At 50.0% G+C, this 26,274-nt stretch carries 22 protein-coding genes; 21 read left to right on the top strand and 1 reads right to left on the bottom strand.

Features of this window, described 5'->3' with window-relative positions; all coding sequences use genetic code 11:
• Window positions 1-105 precede the first annotated feature (105 nt).
• The 18 genes from POF51_RS16235 (at window position 106) to POF51_RS16150 (ending at window position 23,933) form a co-directional block, all read left to right on the top strand.
• The gene (locus POF51_RS16235; RefSeq protein WP_271755725.1) at window positions 106-1,299 is read left to right on the top strand and encodes an NAD(P)/FAD-dependent oxidoreductase; all 1,194 of its coding nucleotides are present in this window, start codon (window positions 106-108) and stop codon (window positions 1,297-1,299) included.
• Window positions 1,296-2,321: a 4-hydroxyproline epimerase gene (locus POF51_RS16230; RefSeq protein ID WP_271755724.1), complete on the top strand. Its 1,026-nt coding sequence runs from the start codon at window positions 1,296-1,298 to the stop codon at window positions 2,319-2,321. The genes POF51_RS16235 and POF51_RS16230 overlap by 4 nt, the downstream gene beginning before the upstream one ends.
• A gap of 33 nt (window positions 2,322-2,354) precedes the next feature.
• Entirely contained in the window at window positions 2,355-3,239 is an 885-nt protein-coding gene (locus POF51_RS16225) for a dihydrodipicolinate synthase family protein (protein WP_017252195.1), read from the top strand.
• Window positions 3,240-3,252: 13 nt separating this feature from the next.
• Window positions 3,253-4,692 carry an aldehyde dehydrogenase family protein gene (locus POF51_RS16220; protein ID WP_271755723.1) on the top strand — a complete coding sequence of 480 codons (1,440 nt, stop codon included), beginning with the start codon at window positions 3,253-3,255 and terminating at the stop codon, window positions 4,690-4,692.
• Window positions 4,693-4,735: 43 nt separating this feature from the next.
• A complete protein-coding gene (locus POF51_RS16215; RefSeq protein WP_069848233.1) occupies window positions 4,736-5,740 on the top strand; it encodes a proline racemase family protein in 1,005 nt (334 codons plus the stop codon).
• A gap of 153 nt (window positions 5,741-5,893) precedes the next feature.
• Entirely contained in the window at window positions 5,894-6,259 is a 366-nt protein-coding gene (locus POF51_RS16210) for a YisL family protein (protein WP_017252192.1), read from the top strand.
• A gap of 159 nt (window positions 6,260-6,418) precedes the next feature.
• Window positions 6,419-12,973 carry a carboxypeptidase regulatory-like domain-containing protein gene (locus POF51_RS16205; RefSeq protein WP_069848230.1) on the top strand — a complete coding sequence of 2,185 codons (6,555 nt, stop codon included), beginning with the start codon at window positions 6,419-6,421 and terminating at the stop codon, window positions 12,971-12,973.
• Between the two features lie 145 nt (window positions 12,974-13,118).
• Window positions 13,119-14,012: a MurR/RpiR family transcriptional regulator gene (locus POF51_RS16200; RefSeq protein WP_069848228.1), complete on the top strand. Its 894-nt coding sequence runs from the start codon at window positions 13,119-13,121 to the stop codon at window positions 14,010-14,012.
• An 89-nt stretch (window positions 14,013-14,101) separates the two neighbouring features.
• Window positions 14,102-14,866 carry a glucosamine-6-phosphate deaminase gene (gene nagB, locus POF51_RS16195; protein WP_017252189.1) on the top strand — a complete coding sequence of 255 codons (765 nt, stop codon included), beginning with the start codon at window positions 14,102-14,104 and terminating at the stop codon, window positions 14,864-14,866.
• A 121-nt stretch (window positions 14,867-14,987) separates the two neighbouring features.
• Window positions 14,988-15,740 carry a hydrogen peroxide-dependent heme synthase gene (gene hemQ, locus POF51_RS16190; RefSeq protein WP_069848225.1) on the top strand — a complete coding sequence of 251 codons (753 nt, stop codon included), beginning with the start codon at window positions 14,988-14,990 and terminating at the stop codon, window positions 15,738-15,740.
• Window positions 15,741-15,861: 121 nt separating this feature from the next.
• Window positions 15,862-16,686: a YcdB/YcdC domain-containing protein gene (locus POF51_RS16185; RefSeq protein ID WP_244521758.1), complete on the top strand. Its 825-nt coding sequence runs from the start codon at window positions 15,862-15,864 to the stop codon at window positions 16,684-16,686.
• Between the two features lie 141 nt (window positions 16,687-16,827).
• Window positions 16,828-17,529, top strand: a complete 702-nt coding sequence (locus POF51_RS16180) for a hypothetical protein (protein ID WP_244521757.1) — start codon at window positions 16,828-16,830, stop codon at window positions 17,527-17,529.
• A gap of 152 nt (window positions 17,530-17,681) precedes the next feature.
• Window positions 17,682-18,671: an aromatic acid exporter family protein gene (locus POF51_RS16175; protein ID WP_083261649.1), complete on the top strand. Its 990-nt coding sequence runs from the start codon at window positions 17,682-17,684 to the stop codon at window positions 18,669-18,671.
• Between the two features lie 225 nt (window positions 18,672-18,896).
• On the top strand, window positions 18,897-19,271 hold the full coding sequence (locus tag POF51_RS16170; protein WP_069848223.1) for a DUF2642 domain-containing protein: 375 nt from the start codon (window positions 18,897-18,899) through the stop codon (window positions 19,269-19,271).
• A 14-nt stretch (window positions 19,272-19,285) separates the two neighbouring features.
• Window positions 19,286-19,483 (top strand): hypothetical protein, encoded by a 198-nt coding sequence (locus POF51_RS16165; RefSeq protein ID WP_069848220.1) that lies wholly within the window; start codon window positions 19,286-19,288, stop codon window positions 19,481-19,483.
• The gene (locus POF51_RS16160; protein ID WP_244521756.1) at window positions 19,483-20,991 is read left to right on the top strand and encodes a glycosyltransferase; all 1,509 of its coding nucleotides are present in this window, start codon (window positions 19,483-19,485) and stop codon (window positions 20,989-20,991) included. The genes POF51_RS16165 and POF51_RS16160 overlap by 1 nt, the downstream gene beginning before the upstream one ends.
• 46 nt (window positions 20,992-21,037) lie before the next feature.
• Window positions 21,038-21,745, top strand: coding sequence for a glycosyltransferase family 2 protein (locus POF51_RS16155; protein WP_069848216.1), 708 nt, complete (start codon window positions 21,038-21,040; stop codon window positions 21,743-21,745).
• A 4-nt stretch (window positions 21,746-21,749) separates the two neighbouring features.
• A complete protein-coding gene (locus tag POF51_RS16150; RefSeq protein ID WP_271755720.1) occupies window positions 21,750-23,933 on the top strand; it encodes a polysaccharide pyruvyl transferase family protein in 2,184 nt (727 codons plus the stop codon).
• 62 nt (window positions 23,934-23,995) lie between these two features.
• Here POF51_RS16150 and POF51_RS16145 read toward each other — a convergent pair whose 3' ends face one another.
• Window positions 23,996-24,184 carry a small acid-soluble spore protein H gene (locus tag POF51_RS16145; protein ID WP_069848211.1) on the bottom strand — a complete coding sequence of 63 codons (189 nt, stop codon included), beginning with the start codon at window positions 24,182-24,184 and terminating at the stop codon, window positions 23,996-23,998.
• Window positions 24,185-24,329: 145 nt separating this feature from the next.
• Between POF51_RS16145 and POF51_RS16140 the strand changes: the two genes are divergently transcribed.
• From POF51_RS16140 to POF51_RS16130, 3 genes are all read left to right on the top strand, one after another.
• Window positions 24,330-24,806 carry a MarR family winged helix-turn-helix transcriptional regulator gene (locus POF51_RS16140; RefSeq protein ID WP_069848208.1) on the top strand — a complete coding sequence of 159 codons (477 nt, stop codon included), beginning with the start codon at window positions 24,330-24,332 and terminating at the stop codon, window positions 24,804-24,806.
• Between the two features lie 76 nt (window positions 24,807-24,882).
• Window positions 24,883-26,067, top strand: coding sequence for an ArsA family ATPase (locus POF51_RS16135; RefSeq protein WP_271755719.1), 1,185 nt, complete (start codon window positions 24,883-24,885; stop codon window positions 26,065-26,067).
• Entirely contained in the window at window positions 26,064-26,258 is a 195-nt protein-coding gene (locus POF51_RS16130; RefSeq protein ID WP_017252176.1) for a hypothetical protein, read from the top strand. The genes POF51_RS16135 and POF51_RS16130 overlap by 4 nt, the downstream gene beginning before the upstream one ends.
• Window positions 26,259-26,274 lie beyond the last annotated feature (16 nt).

Here is a 26,274-nt window from a genome sequence, read left to right as displayed (position 1 = left end):
AGAATTTAGACGAAATATTTTGGGAATCTCGCTTGGAACGATTGGCATGGCTTTTGCAAAAAAAGAGTAAGAGAGTAGCAGAATACGCATTTGAGGAGAATCAGCATGACAGTACAAACCCATGCGCAGATTGCGGTAATCGGCGGTGGCATAATCGGTGCGGCGATTGCGTATTACGCTGCGAAGGCTGGATTGGATGTCGTTGTCCTGGAAAAAGGCGAGCTGGCATCAGGGACGTCCTCACGCTGTGACGGGAATATTTTAGCGATCGACAAGGACCCCGGCTTTGACAGTCAGATGTCCCTGAAAAGCCAGATGCTCGTTGATCAGCTGAGCCGGGAGCTGGACCATACGTTTGAATATCGGGCGCCGGGAAGCATTCTCGTCTGCGAATCAGAGGCAGAGATGGAAGCCGCTCATGAATGGGTGAGACGGCAAAAGGAAGTCGGACTGCCATTTCGGATGCTGGACCGATCGGATATTCGGCAGGAGTCGCCTTACTTTGCCGACGACTTGCTGGGAGGCTTGGAGTGCGCCACCGATTCTACCGTCAATCCGTACATGCTGACCTTTGCCCTGTTTGAAGGAGCGAAAAAGCATGGAGCGAGGATCATGCGCCGTACAGAGGTCAAGTCGCTTAGACGTGATCAGGTGACGGGAACGTTTCACATCGGGCTTGGTACAGGCAGCATGACAGCCAAGCAGGTCGTCAACGCCGCGGGAGTATGGGCGCCAGTCATTGGCAACATGGTCGGGGTGGATATTCCGATCGTTCCGCGCAAAGGGCATTTGATCGTCGCCTCGAGACAGATGCCTGTCGGCGTGCGAAAGGTGATGGAGTTCGGCTACCTCATCTCGAAGTTTGGCGGAGTGCGACAAGTAGACGAGGAGACAGAGAAGTATGGAGTCGCGCTCGTATTTGAACCGACAGAAAGCCAGAACTTCTTGATTGGCTCCAGTCGTCAGTTTGTAGGCTTTGATTCGCGGATTGATCTGAATGTCGTCAGGTGCATGGCGAGAAGAGCACTGCGCTTTTATCCGAAGATCGCCGACTTCGCCATTATCCGTACGTATTGCGGTTTGCGCCCGTGGACAGAGGACCACTTGCCGATTATTTCTCGCGTAGAAAAAGTTCCTGGTTACTTTATCGCGGCTGGTCATGAAGGAGATGGAATCAGTCTGGCTGCCGTCACAGGCAAGCTAGTGTCCGAGATGCTAGTCGATCAGACAGACACCATTATTCCGACAGAGCCGCTGTGCTTGGAACGGTTTACGAAAAAAGGAGTGTTGCATCCATGAAAGCAACGAGGGTGTTTACCACCATTGACACGCATACCGGGGGAAACCCTACCCGGACGGTAATCAGTGGTCTGCCAAAGCTTACTGGGGCCACGATGGGAGAAAAAATGCTGCAGATGAAGGACGAGTACGACTGGATTCGCACGTTTTTGATGTATGAGCCGCGCGGGCATGATGTGATGTCGGGTGCCTTGATTGTTGACCCATGCCATCCGGATGCGGATGTGGGAGTGATCTATATCGAGACAGGCGGATACTTGCCGATGTGCGGCCACGATACGATCGGTCTATGCACAGCGCTGGTGGAGACTGGCATGATCCCCGTGACTGAGCCGGTGACAAAGCTTACGCTCGATACGCCAGCAGGACTGGTCGAGGTAGACATACAGGTAGAGGGAGGAAAAGCCAAGGAAGTATCATTTGTGAACATTCCAGCCTTCCTCTATCAGCAAGATGTGACGGTAGATGTAGAAGGGATTGGAGCGGTGACCTGCGATATTGCGTACGGTGGAAATTTTTATGCCATCACAGATGCACGCAAGCTCAATTTCGAACTGACGCCAGCCCATGCATCCACCATTGTCGATACGGCTGTCACGATTCGAAAAGCGATTAATCAGGCCATGGAGATCGTTCATCCAGAGAAGCCGTTTATTCGCGGACTGACCCATGTGGAGTTCTTTACGGCCCCTGACAATCCGGGAGCGGATGTGAAAAATACCGTCGTCGTACCGCCGGGCGGAATCGACCGATCGCCATGTGGAACGGGCACTTCCGCCAAGCTGGCGACTCTGTTTGCCAAAGGGGAGATCGGGATAGACGAACCGTTTGTGCATGAGAGCATCGTCGGTTCTCTGTTTACAGGAAGAGTGCTGCAGGTGACGGAGGAAGGGGAGCTGCCTGCTGTCATCACCCGAATTGCAGGCTCGGCCTGGCTGATGGGTAAGCATACGATTTTTTACAATCCGGAAGACGAGCTGGCGAATGGCTTTTTACTCATACCAGCCGCAACTGATCATTAAAACACAAACCCAAACGTGAGAGGAGAATGAAAAATGGGAAGATTTGAAGGAGTGTACGTGGCGATTGTCACACCGTTTACAAGCGACTATGAGGTGGATTACAAACGCTTGACGGAATTGTGTGACTGGTTGATTCAGGAGGGCGTAGACGGACTGGTTCCGTCCGGTTCGCTGGGAGAATACGCGACAATGACAGGAGAAGAGCGGGCAAAAGTCATTCATACCGTGATCGCTGCCGCAAAAGGTCGAGTACCGGTGGTTGTAGGCTCTGCTGCCCCGTCTACCCGTCAAGCTGTGGAATGGGTGCAATTCTCCAAGGATGCGGGAGCAGCAGGCGTAATGGCCTTGCCTCCGATTAACTACAAGCCATTGGAAAATGAAGTGTTTGCCCACTATGAGGCACTGAACACAGTCGGGCTGCCGATTATTGCCTACAACAATCCTCACGATTACAAAATCGACCTGACACCGGATATTTTGGCAAGACTGGCGAAGTTTGAAAATATCGTCGCGGTGAAGGAATTCTCCGGAGACGTACGCCGCATGCAGGACATTCTTGCCCTGACGGATTTAGAAGTCATGGTCGGTGTAGACGATCTCGTCATGGAGGGTGGCTTGATCGGGGCGACAGGCTGGATCTCAGGTGTACCGAATGCACTGCCAAAAGAAGGCGTGGAGCTGTTCCGTCTGGCACGGGCAGGCAAGCTCGCCGAGGCACAGGCGCTTTATCGTCGATTGTTGCCGTTGTTCCACTACGACGCGAGTCCACAATTGGTACAGTCGATCAAATACATGATGGAGCTGGCAGACTTCCCAGTAGGACCGACTCGTCCGCCGCGTCTGCCGCTGTCTGAAGAATACTACGCGGGCATTAAAAAGGCGTTTGACTACGCTGTCGGCGCTGCAAGTGGACGATAGGGGGACGGGCAGAATGCACAGCAAAAACTGGATTGGCGGCGAATGGATGACGCCGTCAGGGAAGGAACTAACGGTCAAGAACCCATCGCGTATCACAGAAGAAGTCGGCGTTCTGCACCTGTCTGATCGGTCGCATGTTTTTGCCGCTGAACAGGCAGCTCGTGCAGCACAGATCGGCTGGGCAAAACAAACGGGTGCGGCTCGTGGCGAAATCCTTTTTCAAATGGCTGCCGCACTAGAGGCAAATGCAGACAGCTTGGCACAGCTGGCAAGCCGGGAAATGGGCAAGCAGCTTGGCGAGATGCGCGGAGAAGTGGCGCGCGGGGTCAGTCTGTTGCGCTATTATGCCGGAGAAGGGATGCGTTCCAACGGCAACCTGATTCCTTCTTCAGATACGAACGTTCTGCAATACAGCCGTCGTATCCCGCTCGGAGTCGTGGCGGTCATCACTCCATGGAACTTCCCCGTTGCGATCCCCATCTGGAAGATCGCCCCAGCACTCATTTGCGGGAATACAGTCATCTGGAAGCCAGCGGAAAATGGTTCGCTCACAGCGACACGACTAGCTGAAATATTTGCGGAAACAAAGCTGCCTGCGGGTGTGTTGAATCTGGTGATTGGCAAGGGCCGAGAGATCGGCAATACACTCACGAATGAAGCTGAAGTCGATGCAGTCAGCTTTACTGGCTCATCTGAAACAGGCAGACAGATTGCCATCGCGTGCGCGGGTCGCAATATCAAGTATCAAACCGAGATGGGCGGAAAAAATGCGGCAGTCGTTTTGGCTGATGCTGATCTGGATAAAACGGTTCCGATTTTGCTCAGTGGCGCGTTTCGATCGGCTGGTCAAAAATGTACGGCTACCAGCAGGATCATTGTAGAAAAAACGATCTATCAGCCACTGGTCGAGCGATTGCAATCGGCTATGGAGACGTGCCGGGTAGGAGATGCCAGCGATCTGGAAGCGTATTTGGGGCCAGTTGCCTCGGCTGCACAGTATGAGACGGTTGGGCAATACATCGCATTGGCTAATGATGCAGCAACAGTCATTGCCCAAAGCCCATCATATGCAAAAGAGGAGCAAGGCTATTACATCCGTCCCCAAATTGTCGAGGGTGTTGCTGCCAATCATCGCCTCGTTCAGGAGGAAGTGTTCGGACCATTGGCTGTGCTTTTGACAGCAGACGGTTTTGACGAGGCAGTGGAGCTGTGCAACCAGTCTGTATACGGACTGAGCGCTTCGCTGTTCACCCGAGATTTGGCGAGTGCCCATCGCTTCTTGGATGTAGCGCAGGCGGGAATGGTTCGGGTCAATCAGGAGACGGCAGGTGTGGAATACCAGGCTCCATTTGGCGGCATGAAGCTGTCCAGCTCACATACACGGGAGCAGGGTCAGGCGGCGCTTGATTTCTACAGTACGACGAAAACATGCGCGATCAAATACGCGTGGTGATCCATCGAGCTTTTCGCCAATCGCATAAAAAGGTGAGGATGTTATGCACATCAATCAGTTGTTTACGACAATCGAGGCCCATACCGGAGGGGAGCCACTGCGCATCATGACAGGCGGCATCCCACCGCTCGCGGGCAAAACGATTCTAGAGAAGCGGCGCTATTTTCGGGAGGAGCTGGACTATATCCGGCGGATCCTTATGTATGAGCCGCGAGGGCATCATGGGATGTACGGTTGTGTCATGACAGAGCCTGTCAGTCCAGATGCGGCATTTGGCGTGCTGTTCATGCATAACGAGGGCTACAGTACCATGTGCGGGCATGGAATCATTGCGGTTGTGACGGCTGCCATTGAGACTGGAATCCTTCGGCTGGAAGATCCAACAGAGCGTATTGTGATTGACAGTCCAGCAGGAAGAATCATTGCACATGCTAACGCGGAAGAATCGCTGGTCCATTCCGTCTCGTTTGAAAATGTCCCCTCCTTTGTTTTGGCACAAGACGTTCCTATTGAGTGGGGAGGACGTACCTTTTCAGTGGACATTTCTTTTGGCGGAGCATTCTATGCAGTAGTACAGGCGGAAGATATCGGGGTTCAGGTAGAAATTGAGCAATTGGCCGAGCTGCAAGAGTGGGGCAAGCGAATCAAGGAACAAATCGAGGCGACAATGGAGGTTGTTCATCCGTTGGAACCTGAGCTTAAAGGCATCTACGGGGTGATTATCTCGGATAAGCCGAGAGTGAAAGGATCAGACCTGCGCAACGTGACGATTTTCGCCGACAAACAGATCGATCGCTCACCATGCGGTACAGGTACTGCGGCTCGCGTAGCCACTTTGCATGCGCGAGGCAAGCTGGCTGCTGGAGAATCGTTTGTCCATGAAGGAATTGTCGGGAGCCAGTTTATCGGCAAGGTGGTAGCAACCACACAGGTGGGGAGCTATCCGGCTGTCATTCCGAGCATAGAAGGAACGGCGTTCATCACAGGTCTGCATCAATTTGTCGTTGACCCTACGGACCCGCTGAAAGACGGATTTTTACTGCGATAGGATCGTTTGCTAGAAAAAAGAGGTTGCCGATCACAGGCAGCCTCTTCTTCATTCCCCAAAATGCCTGGTCACAATACTGCCACGCATTGGGACATCAGCATTTTTCCCCTTCTTCTGGTATAATGGACAAGATTGAATTTAGGAGTAAAGGGGTTGAATTTTTTGCCGTACAAAGCGTTAATTGAAGCGCATGTGGGTAGCTGGGAAGTCGCATTCGTGCTCTTGATCGTTGCCTACATCCTGTATCGCGTGGGTAAAGCAAAAGCAGGCAAGATCGTACATATGCTGCTCAGACTCATGATGGTCATCATTCTTGTATCGGGAGCTTGGATGCTTTTCGTGGGTCACGCAACAGATTTCTATTTCTACATGAAGGGCATCATCGCGGTTATCGCCTTTGGTTTGATGGAAATGTCTCTGGGCAAAGCAAAGCGACAAGAAGGCAGCATCGGCTTCTTCATCGGCTGTATTGTCGTTTTGGTGCTGGTTATTCTGCTTGGCTATCGCGTATTTATGTAAGATAGGCAATACGGGAAGGAAAAGGGTTTCCTCGCAAGAAATATTTGCGGGCGAAGGCCCTTTTTTTGTTGGGACGGGCACGAACAAGCCAATTAGCAAAGGGAGGGCCGGGGCCATATCACTCTATGTACATATGTTAGAGGGGAGAGGTGAGGAAAAATGGCCTATCCTTCTGACAGTCAATTCATCCCGTTTATGCTCGGGGGAAGTTCATTCGGGGACGTCCCAAACGATGAAAGTCCCGGCTCTGTCGACATGGTAGGAAACGCTACATTTCCTGTTGCTTTTTTAGCGTATGATGGAACGAATCTTTATTTTCGGATGAGAGTCAACGAAGACCCAAGAAATTCGCAGAAAACAGGGTTTCAAAACTTTGCTTGGGGATATTTGGTCAATACAACTGGGGTGGCTGGCACATACCAGTGGATGTTGGGTGTGCAAGGCTTGCGTAATCGTATTGCGTTAATTCAAAATACGATTGTTGAATTCAACTCGTGGACGGATCAGGCAGAGGGCACAAACGGCAGTGGAGCGCCGAACTGGCAAGCGCCGATTATCAATTTTGACACAGCTCGTGTGCGGCTGACGAATGACGGTTCAAATTTTAGCGGCAATCCTGATTACTTCATCGATCTCGTCATGCCGGCTGCTACTTTTTTTTCAACGATCGGTGTTACCTCCCTTACTTCCCTTCAATTCCTTCCGTTTACCTCTACCAATGACAACAATTACAACAAGGACTCTCTGCGGACCAGTGAAGGCTTTAGCTTTGTCAATTCCTTGAGCGATACGACTACCATAGCGACGGGAGACGTACGGGCCAGTCTCGCAATCGACAAGCAGCTAACAGCAGGACCGGCAGTCGTTACCACAGGACAACTATCGCAATGGACGGGATCGATCAGTGTTACCAATACGGGGAAGAGCCAGGCAACGACAGTCGTTGTCAACGATTTGATTGAGCTGGATCAGGTAACGGCTTTTACAGTAAATACAACAAGTATCGGCTCTGTCATCTACAATCCCCTCACGAAGGTGCTCAGCTGGACGATCGGCAATTTGGCCGCTGGTTCTACTGCCAGCTTGTCATTTACGGTCAATGGGGTTTTCGCGGTCTCTCCAGGCGGAACGCGGCGGTTAAACACAGCGACAGTCACTGGTGTAGACAGCTTCTCTGGCGGGATGCTTTCTCCTGTTCAGGATAATATTGTCATCACGGTTAACTTGGCTGGAAGTGTTGCTGGCGTAGTGCTTGACCAGTCCACGAACTTGCCTGTGGCAGGTGCGCATGTCGAGCTGTATGATTCGATTCCCGTACTAATCGGAACGACGACAACGGACACAGATGGTGCCTATTCGTTTACTGGATTGGCTCCTGGTCTGTATTCTGTGTCGGTGACCGCGCCGACTTATGACCCAAAAATTCAGTTCGTGAGCGTTTTAGCAGGGCAAACCACAAGATCAGACATTCTGCTTCCTCCGAGTCCAGGTCAGGTGAATGGGACGATAACAAATACCGGATTGGCACCCATATCAGGGGCAGTGGTAAAGCTCATTAATACGACAGGCGTGACCGTAAACCAGACAGTGACAGGGGGAGGGGGGACCTATTCGTTTACCAATGTCGTGCCGGGTGCCTATACCCTTGCAGTCAGTGCGGATACATTCCAGCCAGCAACAGTCGCAATCAATGTCATTCGAGCCCAGACGACTACACAAAATGTAGTGCTCCAGACATCCGTTGCCCAGCTATCCGGTCTGGTGACAGGTCCGGGTGGTATACCGATTGCCGGGGCATTGGTGGAAGTGCTGAACCAGACAGGTATTACGCTGACGGAAACGACAACAAATGGAGCTGGCACGTATCTGCTGACCAAGCTCGCAGAGGGTGTTTATCAAATCCGTGTCAGTGCCGCAGGCTTTTCCACACAATTAGCTGGAATCAGTCTGCAAGCGGGCGATGCCAAAGTCCTTGATTTTTCTTTGACGACTGCATTTGGAACGGTAAGTGGAACCATTTCCGATGCGCAAACGGGTGAGGAAATCCCAAATGCGAGCATCAAGGTGGTAACTCGTTCGGGAATTGTTGTAGGAGAGACATTAACCGACGTGAATGGAGACTACTCCTTATCTTTACTAGGTCCCGAAACCTATGTCCTTACGGCTGCTGCTGAGGGGTATGCGGGCCAAACAGTGGGGATAGAAATCATTGCTGGAGCTACTACAACGGTTGACCTCCAATTGGAAAAGCTGGCAGGGGTATTGAATGGGACTGTCTCGGACACAGGGAGCAATCCGCTTGGTAATGCCACTGTCATTGTTATGAAGGGAATTGTTCCTGTGGCGCAGGCCATTACCGACAATGCTGGCACCTTTTCCTTCCCGCACTTGGCCCCAGGCACGTATACCGTAACCGCTTCGGCTTCTGGTTATTCCACTGTTGTGTTGGGGGCAACTGTGCTGCCTCAGGAAATAGCGTCCCTTGCTTTTGTCCTGCAAGCTTCTCCGGGATCAATCGCAGGACAGGTGGTCGACAGCGGCAATCAGCCGATTCAGGGAGCCACTGTCATCATTAGGGAAAATACAGCAGCAGGTGCTGTTGTCGCTACAGTATTGACTGATGGAAACGGACAGTATGTGGTACCTAATTTGCTACCGCAGGCGTACGTTGTCATCGTATCTGCTCCAGATAAAACGACAGTGATCACAGGCGCAGTCGTCACCTCATTGACGACAACAACGGTGAATGTACAGCTGGCAGATTTGCCGGGAAGCATTTCAGGTTCGATTTTCGATGCTACGTCGGGTCTGCCGATCACAGGCGCTTCGATAGAGGTTAGCGTGTTGAACCAAGCTGGGGCAATCATCGCCCATGCAAATAGCGATCTGTCTGGAAATTACGTGATCACAGGGCTTGCACCCGGAGTTTACACCATTACCGCTCGTGCAACCAATTATGAAACGAGCAGTGCTTCCGCCACTGTACTTGCGAATACGAATACGCCTGTCAGCTTGTCATTGTTTGCGAGTCCGGGTGAGATCCAAGGACAGGTGCTCGCTGCAGGGACGTTACAGCCGATTGCCGGTGCACAGGTAAATGTTCTCGATTTCAATGGCTCCGTCGTGCATTCGGTATACAGCGATAGTCAAGGAAGCTTTGTTATCACGGGCTTGGCAGCAGGTCAATACGTCATCAGGGCTTTAGCGGATGGCTTTCAAACCAATCACGTCGGAGCCATTGTGCTCGCGAATACAACTACTCCTGTCCAGCTTCAGCTCAATCAGGATTTCGGTTTTATTAGCGGGACAGTAGCACCTGTCGTTCCGGGAACTACCATTCAATTGTTTGATATCAATAACCTGTTGATTGGTACTGTCGTCGCAGATGGGAATGGGGCATTTTCATTTTCAGGGGTCGCACCCGGCTCTTATATCCTTACAGCTACCGCTCCTGGCTACGCTGTGCAATCTGTTGGGGCGATCGTACAGCCTGGGCAGACGACCAACGTTTCATTTGCGCTTACCCCGAATCCGGCCAGTATTTCTGGAACCGTGCTAGACACGGGGATGCAGCCGATTGTCAATGCCGTTGTCCGTATACTGGATTTGAATGAGACGACAATAGGCTTTGGCTATACGGATTCAAACGGTGCCTATACAATTGGCAACCTGCCTGCTGGATCATTTGTCGTGGTGGCAAGTGCCCCTGAATATGTTACAGGCTCGGTTGGTGTTACACTTGGACCCGGTGAAAATAAGACCGGGGTAGACTTTACCCTTGAGGCAAATGCAGGCGGGATTAGTGGACAGGTGACGGATGCGACAAATCCCGCGATAATCATTGCAGGCGCCGTTGTACTGATTCGTTCCATAAGTAACGGAAATGTAGTGGCTACAGCAAGTACCGACCAGACTGGTAGCTATTTCATTCAACATCTGTTGCCGGGTGCTTATACCGTCACGGTAAGCGCGCCTAGCTATGCTGATCAATCAGTAGGGGCCAATGTAGTCAGTGGAGAAACGACGGGGGCTAATGTGGCGCTCTTGCCAATGCCTGGGTCCATCGTGGGAAGTGTCATAAACAGCTTGGGTGTACCTGTTATGGGAAGCGAAATCAACGTCAAGCTGATGGATAGCAATCAAGCCGTCATACAGAGCTTGCTCGCGAATGAATCGGGTGTATTTTTCATTGGGAGTGTCGCTCCCGGTGTTTACACCGTTATCGCGTCAGCGCCTGGCTATGCCGTAGGAAGTATCGGCGTGATCGTGACAGCCAATACTGCAACTTCAACGACTGTCACGTTACCTGACTTGCCTGCGGCTATCTCGGGTGTGGTGACCAATCAGATGACGGGATTCGGGATTCCGGGAAGCACCGTGCTCATTACGGATGGCCATGGCGTTGTGCTTGCTCAATTATTGACAGATGATCAAGGCAATTTTTTGGCAGAGAAGCTTCCGCCGGGTGTCGTAAATGTAACCGTTTCTGCGCTGAATTTTGTATCTGTCTCGCAGGCGGTTATTTTGCAAGGGGGCATGACCACCAACTTTCAGCAGCAATTAGTTCCCAATCCCGGCAGTTTATCCGGTGTTGTGACTGATCTGGAGACGGGCTTGCCGATCATTGGTGCAACGGTAATCGTCTTCGACAGCACCCGTGCCGCTGTGGGCTCCGTATTGACTGATGCAACGGGTAACTTTTCACTTGATAGGCTGGCTCCCGGAGGGTACACCGTCAATGTCAATGCAACTGGATATGCAAGCGATGTGGCTGGCGCACAGATACAAGCAGGGGCTGCGTCTGTATTAAGCTTTGCGTTAAACGAGTTGCCCGGTGGGATAGCTGGTACAGTGCGAGAGGAAGGTACGGCCTTGCCGATTGCTGGTGCGGTCATTACTGTTCGACAGGGAAGTCCGTCTGGAACGATACTGGCTATTGTCCTGACGAATGCGCAGGGTCAGTATATGGTGAGTGGACTGTCCCCGGCGAGCTATACACTGATCGCAAGTGCTACGGGATTTGCTGCTGAGGCTTCAACAGCTATGGTCGGATTGGGAGCGACTACCGGTCTTGATTTTTCTCTGCCGAGTCTGCCTGCAAGTGTCACAGGAGAAATTAGTGACGCTCTTCTCAGCACTCCTTTGCCGAATACGCTCGTCCGATTGCTGGGCAACAATAACACGATCCTCTTTTCAACGCAGACAGACGCTCAGGGGATATACTTCCTTGATGGATTTGTGGCTGGAAATTACACCATTTTGGCAAGGAACGAAAGCTATCAGAGGGAGAGTGTCTCCTTTGATGTAGCTCCTGGGGGAACAGCTACAGTCAATATCCCACTGGACCCGAATCCTGGTGTTTTGCAGGGCACTGTCAGGGATGCACTTGATGGTACGCCACTGGTAGGGGCGGAAGTGTTGATCTTTTTCCCTGGCACAAACAACTTGTTGTCTCGGACGATTACGGACGGTCTCGGTCAGTTTAAAATCGACGGCTTGGCGCCTTTAACCTATACACTTGCGATTAGCGCTCAAAACTACACTACCCAACCTGTTGGTGCGACGATCTTTTCCGGACAGACCACTACGATTGAAGTGGGGCTGCCCCCTTTTCCAGCCGCTGTAACAGGTCGGGTACAGGGTGCTGGTGGAGGAGTTGTTCCGAATGCATTGATACAAGTGAAGGATTCACACGGGACATTGTTCGGCAGTGCGATTACAGATGACCTGGGCAACTTCGCTGTTGGCAATCTGCCGTCAGGAACGTATTTCATAAGCGCAAGTAAAGACAACTACGCAGCGGCAACGCAGAGTATCACCGTGACTGCTGGACAGACACTTGGCGGAGTCATTTTGACGATGTCTCCTCTACCAGGCAGCATCTTCGGACAGGTGACCAATCAGTTGACGGGACTCCCGATCACAGGGGCAGCTGTTGCGATTCAGCTATTTTCTAACGGCTTGTTTGTTGCCAACACCGTTACGAACCAGAGTGGGCAATTCCAGGTGAATGGCTTGACGGCTGGCGTGTACAATGTCATCGCAAGCGCAGATGGCTTCGGTACACATTACAGTACAGTTACGGTCGCAGGTGGACAGACGACCGTAGCGACAGTAGAGCTATTGCCAATCGTGGGAACGATATCCGGGATTGTTCTCTTGCCGGACGGAACCCAAGCCAGCGGAAACAATATTCAATTATCGCTATTCAACTCAGCTCAGATTCGCCTGCAAAATATTCTGGCTGAGCCGGATGGAACCTTCCATTTTGTCAATGTCGCTCCGGGGACGTATACCGTTATCGGGACCATCCCGGGCATTGGTACCGGTCAGGCACAAGCGGTCGTTTTGCCGAACCAAACAACCTTTATCATCATCCGCCTTTCTCAAACGGGTACGATACAAGGAACGGTTCGATCCGGTTTGACAGGTTTGCCAGTTGCTGGAGCGACCGTGTATGTGCAAACGGTGAATCAACCAATCAGAAAGACGGTGGTGGTCCAAACAGACAGCTTTGGCAAGTATAAGGTGACTGATCTTGAACCTGGCTCCTACTTGGTTGTTGCCAATGCGATGGGGAGTGGAGAAGCGAGAGGGACAGTGACGCTAGGTGCAGGGGAAATCGTGACGCTCGATCTGGTGCTGCTTCCAGCAGCAATGAGCGGATCTTTGCGGGTCGCAGCATGTCCGACCATTTTGTTTACCCCATTTTGATATTTTGGAGAATTACTCCACTAAAAATAATTAATATGGCGGATAACTCCTTTTTTGATATAATAGCTGTAGAAATACAGCTATTTTGTTTTGGGTAAAAACAACTGAGAAAATCCTGACTTTTATTCAAGGGGGAGCGAGCCATATGGTGAAACAGCAGGAGGAGCTGTCCCATCCATTGACAGCTACCATCACGAAGACAAATACGCTTTTGCATATTCAGAGTCTCCTTCCCTCCTTTACGAAATCGGAGCAAAAGGTTGCCCACATCGTCCTACAGCAGACAGATAGCGTGATTTATTCATCGGTGATTGACCTTGCCGAAAAGGCGGGAGTAGGTGAGACGACCGTTTTGCGATTTTGCAGGAAAATAGGCTTCCATGGCTATCAGGAATTCAAGCTGGCATTGGCGCAAGAATTGGTTAATCCAGTCAAAAACTTGCATGGCGAAGTAGGAGAAGACGATTCACTGGATATCATCACGCACAAAGTAACCGCAACCAATCAACAGGCGATTGGGGATACCTCAGCTTTGTTTCAGATCGAACAGCTGGAGCGCTGTGTAGACCTTTTGCAAAAAGCAAACACGATCCATTTTTACGGAGTAGGTACGTCAGCGGTAACAGCACAGGATGCCAAGTACACGTTTTTGCGGATCGGGCTTCGAGTGGACGCTTTTAATGAATCACATCTGCAAGCGATGGCTGCAGCGACTCTGGGACCGGGGGATGTCGCGATCGGCTTGTCGGTATCCGGCAGTACGAAAGACACCATTGATTCATTGAAAGTCGCCAAGCAGGCAGGCGCAACTTGCATTTGCCTGACGCACTATCGACGCTCACCGATTACGAATGTAGCGGACATTACGCTTCTGACCGCAGCGCAAGAAGGTCCGTTGCAGGGAGGCTCTCTCGCAGCCAAAATTGCACAGCTGCATGTACTGGATGTTATTAGTACCACAATAACAATGCGCAACAAGGAAAAGGCCCTTTTATATAAAGAGAGAACAGCGAAGGCTGTACTGGAGAGAAAATACTAAAAAGGTGGTTCAAAAAGTCGTCTTTTGATCATGGAGTAGTACTGGGAGACTTTTTGAATTTATCTTATCTTGGATAGGAGTGGTTGGAAATGAAGCTCGTGATCGTGAAAGATTACGCGGAGCTCAGCAGAAAAGCTGCTGAAATGCTCGTAAGTGAAGTAAAAGCAAATCCGAAGACCGTCTTTGGCCTTGCAACCGGAGGCACACCAGTAGGGATGTACCGTGAGCTGATCAAGCTGTCGCAAGCAGAGAGCATCGATTTTTCGCAAGCGAGCAGCTTTAATCTGGATGAATACGTCGGACTTTCCTCGACTCATCCGCAAAGCTATCGCTCGTATATGCAAGAAAACTTGTTCAATCACATCAATATTCCTGCGGAGAAAACACATGTGCCAGCTGGGAATACGACAGATCATTTGGCAGAATGTGCACGCTATGAGGAAGCGATTCGTTTGGCAGGCGGGATCGACATCCAGGTGCTGGGGATCGGCAATAACGGCCATATTGGCTTCAACGAGCCTGGCTCCTCTGCGGAATCATTGACACGCGTGGTCCAGCTCACTGACAGTACGATTGAAGCAAATGCCCGCTATTTTGATAGTGTGGACCAGGTTCCGACTCAGGCAGTTTCCATGGGGATCAAGACGATTCTTGGCACTAAAAAAGTCGTACTTCTCGCAAGTGGAGAGGCAAAGGCAGAGGCAGTGCGATTGATGCTGGAGGGTGAGCCTACGGCAGATGTACCAGCTTCCTTATTGCAACTGCATCCGAATGTAACGGTCATTGTGGATCACGGGGCAGCGAGTAAGCTGACAACCTCCGTACTGGCAGGAACGAAACCAAGCGGCAGCTAATGCGCCGCTTGGTTTTCATTTTTCTTGTTCACCAATCTGTTCCGAATACGCACTTGTTCCTTATGCTATACTGGGAATGTTGCAAGAAGGTCACCAGATTTTTCAAAGGAGCTGATTTAGAATGAGCGCAAACGAAGCGTTGCTTACATTAGAAGGTTGGTATACGTATCATAATTTCCGCACTATCAATTGGGAAAAGTGGAAAGCAGCGTCCGCAGCAGAACGCCAAGAAGCGTTGGACGAGCTGAATGCATTGATCCGCACATGGGAAGCGAATGAGGGAGAGAACCAAGGAAGCACGGCTGTCTACTCCATCCTTGGACACAAAGCAGACCTCGTGTTCATGTTCCTGCGTCCAACCATGCAAGAACTCGATGAGATCAAAACAGCGTTCAATAAAACTCGCTTTGCTGCCTATACAGAAGCTCCTTATTCGTATGTATCCGTAGTAGAGCTGAGCAACTATGTACATAACCCAGGTGAAGATCCAAAAGCGAATCCGCACGTGCGCGACCGCCTCTATCCGATCCTGCCAAAATGGGAGCACATCTGCTTCTATCCAATGAACAAAAAGCGTGATCTGCAAGACAACTGGTACATGCTCTCCATGCAGGAGCGCCAAGAAATGATGCGTTCCCACGGCTTGATCGGTCGCTCCTACGCAGGTCGCGTGAAGCAAATCATCGGTGGCTCCGTTGGTTTCGACGATTGGGAGTGGGGCGTAACTCTCTTTGCCAACGATCCGCTGGAATTCAAGCATATCGTCTACGAAATGCGCTTTGATGAAGTGAGTGCGCGCTTCGGTGAATTCGGCAACTTCCTCGTAGGTAACGTATTGAACATAGAAACATTGGCGAAAAAGCTGGAAGTATAATCAACATCCCAAAAAATCCGCTGTGCGAGGTCGTCGCATTGGCGGATTTTTTTATGTGAGCCTTTGTTATTCAGAAATGGTAAAATTAGGTTGTTTGGAATTGGAGAGGAGAGGTTGATTTGTGTTAAAACGTACTACATCATGGGGTTTTTCACTCGGCGTGTCGTCTGCCATTTTGATGACGACTGTATTCGCCTCAGTAGGGGAAGAAAGTTTGACGACAGTCGTACATGCTGCAGCCGAGAAGACACTTTCGGAGGAAGAGGCAATCGCGCTTGCCAAGAAGCAGTTGATGCTTTCTGGTGAGTACAAGCTGGAAATGGCCAAATTAGAAGACAGCTATGAACATTTATGGCAAAAAGCAATGTGGAATAGTATCTGGAATAAAAAAGATGGTGGATCGATTTATGTGCAGCAGGACGCAAGAACAGGTACCATATGGAATTATACATATCCTGTAGCAGAAGAAGACTTGGGTAGCAATGAAAAGAAGCTTACAGAAGATCAGACCATCCAGGTGGCAACTCAATTTCTTGAACGAGTAGCGACAGAAGAAGAACGGAGCCGTTTATCAAAGCCTAATGAATATCCTGATCCGTATGTTAACTATTATTCTGCTAAAAAAGGAACCATTGTAAACTTTACCCGTATCGAAAACGGGATTCCTTTTCTGGAAAATGGGTTTCGATTCAGAGTGGGCAGCAATGGGGAAGTGATCGGTTTTGAGCGGCATTGGTCTGAGGGGAAACTTCCAGATGCTTCGAAAGTTATCGAGATAACAGAAGCAGAAAAGAAATGGGATGAAGGGGCGTTCCCATCATTCTTTTACAAGGATATGTCCTCCCGTGTTCAAAAGGAATCTGAATCATACCAGCTCGTTTATGATTTCCAGAGAATTGACCCGCAGGTTGTCGATGCCATCACAGGAAAAATGCTTGATTCGTAAGGACAGTTTGCCAAAGAAAGGAAGATAGAGCCGTTAGGGAAAACGATTCCTCCAGCTACCACTGAAAGAAAGCTCATTACGAAAGACGAGGCGCAAAAAATAGCAGAGCAACATATCAAAAAACTCCCCGGAATATACAGTTTGAATGGCAAGATCAATGAATCAGGTTCAGGATCGGATAAAAAGAGCTGGCTTTTCGAGTATGTTTTGCAAACAGGGGATGGCAAAAAGTCAGATACTGTACACATAATAATTGACGACAGTGGCTGTTTCGTCTATTTCGGTTTAAATGCAAAAATCAGATTCAAGGAAGCGAGCAAGAAAATAGAAAAGGGTATTACCTGGTCAGAAGCACAGGAGAGTGCACGAAAATTCGTGCAAACATTCTACTCCGATCAGTCAGGAATCATATATGCAGTTGATTATGTTCCCAGTGAGGAAAGGATCAAAGAAATCTGGGAAATTGATGAACCGTATGCGATCGAATTTGGCTACCTAATAAACGGCGTACCGACAGGCGATGACAGATTCTTTCAAGTCGATGTCGATGCTGAGACAGGGGAAGTAGTGGAGGTTTATAACTATGAGTATAGCGAGGGTCCTTCCAGTGATTCATCTCTTCCTCCCACAAATGAAGTTGGTATCGATCTGAAAATGGCGAAAAAAGTCATGAAAGAGAACAAGAAGCTCATGCTCACTTACTTTCAGCCAAAAGTTGAGGGAAGTTATGGAAGAGAGAAAATGCTTGAACACCCCCTCCTCGTCTATCGTTATGTGGGAGAAAAAGGACTCGTCAAAGCAGACGGCAAGTGGCACAGTTTTACCAAGGAACGAAAGCAGTAGCCCAGTGTGTGACATGAGCCAGACCGCATGAGTACCCGCACCGACATTCCTTTGAAAATTAACGAAAGCTTGTCTTTGGTTCCCCGGTACTTTTTGATACAGTATAGTGAGATGAAACAGCAAAGTATTTTTGACAGCGGAGGGGAACAAGACTGGGCTTTCTCAAGTTTAAAATTGGTTATCGTACGTTAAAAACAGCCATTGGAACGGCTATCTCGATTCTGATCGCCCAGCAGCTAGGCTTGATGTATGCTTCTTCTGCGGGGATCATTACGATCTTGTGTATCCAAGTAACAGTCAAGCAATCGTTTCAGACAGCGTGGAATCGGATTCTAGCTAGTTTATTGGGGCTGGGAATTGGGGTCTGCCTGTTTTCCCTTATGGGCTATACGCCGCTTGCCATTCTCCTTTTCATTTTGCTTTTCTTGCCGCTCGCAGTGCGATTTGGCATTCAGGAAGGCTTCGTCAACAGTATGGTTGTACTCATGCACCTGTATTCTTCCAAGAGAATTGACGGGATGCTACTGCTGAACGAGGTCGCTTTGCTCGTCATCGGTGTGGGTGTAGCCTTATTGGTCAATCTGTACATGCCGAGCCTCGATAAAGAGCTAAAAGGGATGCAAGTAAAGGTGGAGAAGCTGTTCAGCAAAATCTTGCGGGAGTTCTGCTATTACTTGCGTCACGGAGAAAGTGATTGGGACGGGAAAGAATTGATTGAAACAACAGGGGTATTGGAAACGGCGATTCGTTTAGCCTCGCGAGATGTTGGCAATCGATTGGGCCGCCGCAATGATTCGTACTACGAGTATTTTGTGATGCGACAAAAGCAGTTCGAGTTATTGGAACGCATGATGCCGATCGTCTCTTCCTTGGATCATCAGGTAACAGAGAGCCATCGGATCGCAGATTTTCTCGAGCGAATCAGCGCCTCGGTGCACCCGGGCAATACCGCCTACCGGTTTATCGACCAACTGCGCGTGATGCAAGAGGAGATCAAGGCAGCAGATTTGCCGCGAACGCGAGAGGAATTTGAGACGCGTGCCTCGCTGTTCTATCTTCTTCGAGAGATTGAGAGCTATTTGTTCATCAAGCATGAGCTAGGCAAAAACAGGGACGAAAAGGCTCAGACGGCAAAGAGTTAGACAAGCAATAGTGCGTAACTATGAAAGAATTGTAGAATATCGAGGGAGGGGCTGCGAATACGTTCGCAGTCTTTTTTTGTTTTTCGATAAAAATTCCGTGAACTTTTCATTAAAATCAAAAAATTGCACCGTTGTCCTAGTACGTTTTTGAACTTACTTGTATACGGTGTACAAGCGGCGAAAAATAAATCAAAAGAGTAGGATCAAGGAGATGAGAGTGACCAGATGAAATTAATTGTGAATGAAAAAGAGTTGAAAGAGTATTTTCAAGGGCTGCGGCGTCTCGTCTGGGGAAAAGAACGGACAGACGAAGGACACGCAAATGACAAGGAAGAAGCCATTCGCAGTTCGCTTCGCAAAGAGCTGTATGCAGATGAGTTCGCCGCATTTCTGCAAGAAAACCACAGTGATTTGCGACGTGATTCTTTTCGAAAAGTGCTGCTGCGTTATTTGCATGAAACTGTTGCGCTGGGAACAGATGCAGGGAGTGTCACAGGCGTCCTGGATGAGGTTGGCCGGGACTATGCTGAAATCATAGAGTCAGGCGGTACTCGTGTGCTGATTCGTTTCGCGCAAATTAACTCTGTTCAAGAGGTGTAAGGAGGAGAAGACAAATGAACTATGCACAGAAATTGAGAACGTTTATAGGCGATAGCGTACAAGTCGTAACTGGATTCGATGTGGTTTCCGGTGAGTTGCTCGGCGTGACCAATTCGACATTAACCGTGCGTGCAGCAAGTGAGCCAGGCTATGGCGGCGGTCAAACAGTTGTATTTCAACTCGACCGCATCACGTATGTGCGTGTCGTCTAATGGTGGGGCGGCAAGGGAGAAGGGGCCAAACGCCCCTTTCCATCCTCATTCCTGCCATGCATGGGACAGCTCATCTGCCAAAGCTGATTGCCGTATGTAAGCAGCTTGCACCTCTGGAGATCATTGTGATTTCGAAAAGGACCCTGGAGCTTGGCTCTGGTATTCGCGTCGTTCCTGCAAAGGATGCTGAGAATCTGTTTTCATGGAGGAGAGAGGCTGCGAAGCATGCGAGAGGGAGTGTCCTGCTTTTTCTCGGCGAAGAGCAAATCGATTCGCTGTCTGGGTTGCAGCGCTTCTTGTTCCCGATTTTATATGGAAAGGCACAGGTCGTTTTGCCCCAGCATGATTCTCGGAACAGAAAGATGATAAAACCACAGCCCATCCACAGTTTTTCCTTGCTGGTAAATAACCTTTTCGGTCGCTCTGACCTGCGTGAAGCTTCCTTGCTGGACACACCTCATGCGATGACCAGAGAGGCACTTTCCAAAATCGGGGTGGAACAGTTGGCACAGCCTGCACAAGCGCACAAGCGGGCGCTTAAGAGCGGTCTGTTAATTACCACGCAAACGATTGGAACGGGAACGGAAGAAATGATGTTTTTGCCACGGCTTCACGGTTCGTTGCTCAAAGAGCTTTCTATGTATGAAATGCTGGTGATTGCCGAACAGCTTGATCTCGTCTCGCGTCTTCCTTTTCGCGGCGGACTGTCCGATGGAGGCAGGCGAAGAGATATAGCAGAGACAGTGAGCGGTACAAACAGTGGTATGCCTGTTACGCAGGTAGGGAAATGGCCCTTGCGACAAACAAGTCTGTACAGCGGGAAAACGGTATCCGTAATCATTCCAGCCTTTAACGAAGCAGCGACAATCCAGCAGGTGATCCGTGAAGTTCTTCGGCTGGAGCCAGTTGAAATTATAGTGGTCGTCAATGGCTCGGATGATCAAACAGCACAGCTTGCCCGTGAATGCGGAGCGACGACCGTAGAGTTCCCATACGCATTGGGAGTAGACACAGGACGGGCGATTGGGGCAAGTTTGGCGAAAGGCGACATCCTGCTGTTTGTCGATGCGGATGTGATCATGACCGCGCATGATTTGTATCCATTTGTACTCGCATGCCAGTGCGGCGTGGATGTTGCGTTGAATGATGTTTCTATTTTTTTGAATCAGCCTTGCGCTGACAACGTTTTTGTGGCTTGTCGCCAAGCTCTCAACTTGGCTTTGAATCGTAAAGATTTGGGGATCGGGTCTATGGTGACCGTCCCCTTTGCCTTACGCAGGGAGGCGGTTGCTCCGCTCGGGTGGCCCATACTGCTTTGCCCGCCTAAAGCACAAGCAGTATACGCACAGGCAGGTGTAAAGATGGAATTGGTTCATCAGGTGAACAGCTTCTCCTCCAACCGACTCCGGCCAGAAAAACACTTCGCCAGCTCCGGAATGCCCCCTGCCGTCGAACAGATTGCAGGTGACCACGTGGAAGCCTTGCAGTTTCTGGCGAATGGACGGTAGCGAGGATGCGATGTGAAAACAAGAAGACTGAAAGGAGGGAATGAAATTGGCAAAACAGCGAATAGAGGGTCTCGTAAGTGTCGTTATTACGAATTTCAACAGGGCTGCTTATATACGAGAGTGTTTGGACAGCATTCTTCAGCAAACCTATGAGAATTGGGAAATTGTCCTGATTGATGATGCTTCGACGGATCAATCGGTAGAAGTCGCCAGAGAGTGGCTGGAACAAAATGAAAGGTTTTTTCCGGGAGACAATCAGGTACTGATTCATGCGCTCCCTCGCAATGTTGGCTTTGCGGGTGCCATCAACTGCGGGCACTACATGAGCCGAGGTGAGTTCATCGCGAATCAGGACTCGGATGATTTCTCTCATGTCCTGCGCCTTTCGCGGCAGGTTGAGTATTTAAAAAGTCATCCCCAGATTGATTTGGTCGGTACGAATTATTACGCATTTTCGTCCGATCACCCGGAAAAAAAGGAGCTTGCTACTTGGATCAAGTACGGCGATGACATTCGCAAGGTATATGGGAACGGCGGACACTGTGTCTGTCACGGTACCTGCATGTTTCGGGGGCGCTTGTTTGATCAGATTGGTGGCCCGACTCGTCGGATCGACGGTGCAGAAGACTACGAATTTATCGCCAAAGCCTTGAATGCGAGAGCAGACGTCAACAATATCGCAGAAGCATTGTACTATTACCGAATCCACGCTGAGCAGCGTTCGGCGCACTATTATCGGAAAAAGGGGGTGTGAAAATTTGAATAGCAGTAATGATCGCATCTTGATGGTGCTGGATAATTTGGGGACAGGCGGAACCGAGACACATGTTCTTAGCATAGGCAAAGCGTTGCAAAAAAAGGGCGCCCAACTGTTTTATGCTGGCGGGAACGGCCCCCTCTATCAAGCGTTTGTCGATGCAGGTTTTTTAGTTGAACGAATCGACTCCGCACGGGAACCCCTCTCGGCACGCGGGCAGCATTTGATCGAGAGTTACCAGGGGGTTATGAAGAAGCATGGCATTAGCATCGTCCATGTGCATCAGACTCCTTCAGGCTTACTCGCCGCTACTGCCGCTAATCAGTTGGGCATACCCGTCGTATTTACCTTGCATGGCACGTACTATCCAAAGGATGAAGCGATAAAAGTGGCACAGCTCTGTTCCGCTGTCATCAGTGTGAGCAAACCTGTCCAACTATTCTGGGAAAAGCTAGGGGTGAAAACCACACTCATTTCCAATGGGATTGATGTGGAAGATTTCCGGCCTGACTCTGCAGAAATGGTGAAGCTACCTTCCTTGCCTTCTGATGCCACAGTGGTGACGTATGTCAGCAGGCTGGCTTGGCAAAAAGCAACGGTGTGCAACATGGTGTTGCGAGCAACCAAAACATTGCGTAGTGAAATCCCCAACCTGCATATCGTGGTGGTGGGTTCGGGTGCCCAGTCCATTCATGTACATGAGCTGGCAAAAGCGTTGAATAAAGCAGCAGGGCAGCCCTATATCCACATGGTAGGGGAGCAAACCGATGTCCGACCGTATTACGCAATCAGTGATTTGGTGATTGGAACAGGCAGGGTCGCACTCGAGGCGATGGCGTGTGGAAAGCCTGTGCTTGCGATCGGAAATCATGGCTACGTCGGTTTGGTCGCGCCTTCGTCTTACGATTTGGCTTGGGACTGTTACTTCGGTGACCACTCCTCTGTGCAGAAGCCATCTCCTCAGTTGATCGATAGCGCTCTGCGTCAAGCGTGCCGAAACCGGAGTCAGTTGAAGGAAATAGGAGGTCTAGGAAGAGCATGGGTCCAATCCAATTTTCATATCACGCAGAAATGTGCCTCCTTACTTACCATCTACGCTCAAGTGAAGAATGGGGGAGGTCAGACGAATATGAAAAAAGTCTTGTACGTAGGTTGGCTAGGGTTCAAAAATTTGGGTGACGAACTGATGTGGCATGCCTTTCACGATTTGTCCCGCAAATATCTCGACCCAGCAAAATACAAGGTGATTCCTTCGCTGCCAGGGGTTGACCTCAACGATTTAAGCGAATATGACACCATCGTTTTGGGGGGAGGCTCGCTTCTTGTTCCCGGTTATGTGGATGTAGCCTATCGTGCAGTTGAACAGAAAAAGCGGCTATGGATCTGGGGGAGCGGATTCGATTCACAGGATAAGGTGCAGCTCGATTCCTCAGGCATATTAACGACGAAGCTCATGACAGACAATGAAAAGATGAGCCAGAGGCTGCAAAAAATCGCGGAACACGCTACGTTCTTTGGTGTACGAGGACCGGTTACTCTTCAATACCTCCAGCAAGCGGGAGTAGGCGACAAAGCATGGATCAGCGGAGACCCGGGAATGCTGCTCCTTCCTGCACCATCAGCAGCAGGGGTAGACAAAAGCAAGCGATTAACCATTGGTATCAACTGGGGGACATCCTATAATCGCATCTATGGGAAAAACGAGGACGCCGTAGAGGATGCGCTGGTGTATGCAGCCAAGAGGCTCATCACATTAGGCTACGATATCCATTTGCTGACGATGTGGGGGCCGGATCGGGAAGCCATCAAAAGACTGCACAAAAAAATCGGCGATCCAACGCATACGATCCTCGACTTGGAGCTGCACGACCATTCAAAAATGCTGGAGCTGATGAAAGGTTTTCAGGCGACGATCAACTTTAAGCTGCATGCCAATGTGCTGAGTGCTGCTGCCGGAGTTCCATTCGTCTGCTTAGCGTATCGCATCAAAAGCATCGACTTCGCTTACTCCTTGGATCTACCGGAGCTCCTCGTCTCAACAGATGAGCCACTATTAGCGGAACGAATTCTCATCTGTACCTGGGATGCAATCGCACGCAGGGAGCAGATCGCAGCAAAAATAGCAGCCAGTCAAAAAAAGATGATGGAGAATTTGGAGCAGCCGTTTATCCAAGGTCTGCTGTAAATCAAAAGGGGACCTGTGATTCGCTACAGGTCCCCTCCTTCATTCATGAAAAGTGACGAAAATCAGTACTCACCGTGCTCCCGCAAGCTGGCTACAGGAACACTCATCTCCTGATCCGGCTGATTGAGCGGGTAAATCCTCGCCATGTCGTTGTCATCATCGATGTGCTGGATGTATACGGGTATTCCATCGCAGGTAACATTCGCCATAACGGGTGAAGAGGCGATTTCTTTCGCGCGCTGTTTATTCATTTTGATTCCTCCTGTCATTCGTAACAGCCTTAATATGTACGTCAGCCCAGCAAGGTATACTTTTTGCGCCTGTTGACATTCCCTAAAATATGTAATAAATTGAAGAGGAAATTACTACGAAATCGTACTAAAAGGAGTCACCGGTATGCAGCAACTATACGACCTCTTTCTGAAAACCGGTTTGCGTCCGTTCGCTTTTATGTCTGATACGATGCAGCTTGAAGAAAAACTGACTCGCTCCGATTTGTCGACCCTCCTCATATTGCTGTTCCGCGGAGACTTGACCATGTCAGAGCTGGCGCAAGAAATGGGGGCGCCGCTTAGTTCGATGACCAGCATCGCGAAACGGCTTGAACGCAAAGGGTACATCGCGAGGGCGACCTCTGTAGAGGATCAACGGGTGAAGCTCGTCACACTGACACAACCAGGCAAGCAGCTCGCAAAAGAATCGGAGCAAATGATGTTGGCGATGCTGGGCAGGCTTCAGGAAGCATTTACACCGGAAGAAATGGAGCAATTCACTACCCTTTTACTCAAAGCCGCCAAGGTATTTCAGGAGGGAGGACCTGTCAAGCCTCGCGAAACAAAGGTTCGTTCCATCAAGATCAACATCGAGGAATAGTCGGTTCGAGCCTGCTTCTTTTTTTGTCTAATTACTACGAAATCGTATTAAATGGATCGTGAAGGAGAGAGTCGAGATGAGAATCGTCATTTATACCGGAAAAGGTGGAGTTGGGAAGACGAGTGTCGCAGCAGCAACGGCTGTTAAGCTGGCAAAGCAGGGAAAGAGGACGCTCGTACTCAGTACGGATGCTGCACACAGTTTGGCAGATTCATTGGGGACTGTGATCGGACCAGACCCCGTGCCAATCAGCGAAAATTTATGGGGCCAGGAAGTAAACAGCTTGCGGGAAACCGAGCGCAACTGGGGAGCCGTTCAGGGATGGCTGACAACACTGCTCGACAAAGCACAGCTGACTGATATAACAACGGAGGAGATGCTCGTTTTTCCTGGTATGGAGGAATTGTTCAGTTTGCTACAGATCAAGGAACACGCCATGAGCGGGCAGTTCGACGTCCTGGTAGTAGATTGTGCCCCAACCGGGGAAACACTGCGTCTGCTCAGTTATCCGAACGTATTGAATTGGTGGTTGGAGAAAATTTTTCCGACGGAGCGCAAGCTGATCAAACTCGTTCGCCCAGTGGCCAAGATCGTCAACAAAGTAGAACTTCCTTCTGATGATGTGCTAGACAGTGTCGAGCAGCTCGCTCGGGGGCTGGAGGAAATGCAACGAATTGTTTTGGACCCGGAGATTACATCAGTGAGGATCGTCGTAAACCCAGAAAAAATGGTGCTTGCGGAAGCAAAGCGCTCGTTCTCGTACTTGAATCTGTTCGGGTTCAATACGGATGCGATCATCGTGAATCGGGTGCTTCCGGATGAAGCGGGAGAAGGATTTTTTGCCCACTGGCGAGAGCTGCAACGAAAGTATGAGAACGAGATCGTGGAAAACTTTCAGCCGCTCCCGATTTTGAAAGCACCAATGATGTCAAAAGAAGTGATTGGGTTGCCCATTCTAGAAGAATTGGCTGACATCGTTTTTGGAACAGAAGACCCATCCACCAAGCTTTATCAGGGCAGAACGGAACTGATTCGAGAAGTGGACGGCGAGATGCATTTGGAGCTGACGATTCCTTTTGTAGATAAAGCAGCCTTGGATTTAACGCAAACAGGGGATGAATTGACCGTAAATGCGGGTGCCTACAAGCGAAAAGTCATCTTGCCACGAGTATTAATGGGACGACAGGTTACGGGAGCGAAATATGCGGAAGATCGGCTGATCATTCGTTTTAGCGAAAGGGAAGGGGCTGCCCAACATTGAGACGTACTGGATTGAATCGGGTGCTGACGATTCTCGGGAATATGGAACAGCATGAAACCAAGCGACATGTGAAAAATGCCTGCAAAGAATGGCTACTCGCATCGCGGTCAGTAATAGACAGCATGATCGATGCGTTACAGGATGAACAGGAACGTCCGAGAGCTCATAAAATCAACATTTCCAAGGAATAGGCCAACTTGAGAGGAG

The organism is Brevibacillus sp. AG, from assembly GCF_028369215.1.
Lineage (GTDB): Bacteria > Bacillota > Bacilli > Brevibacillales > Brevibacillaceae > Brevibacillus > Brevibacillus porteri.
Note: the sequence above shows the minus strand (reverse complement) of the source record. Positions and strands in the feature narration are given on the sequence as shown.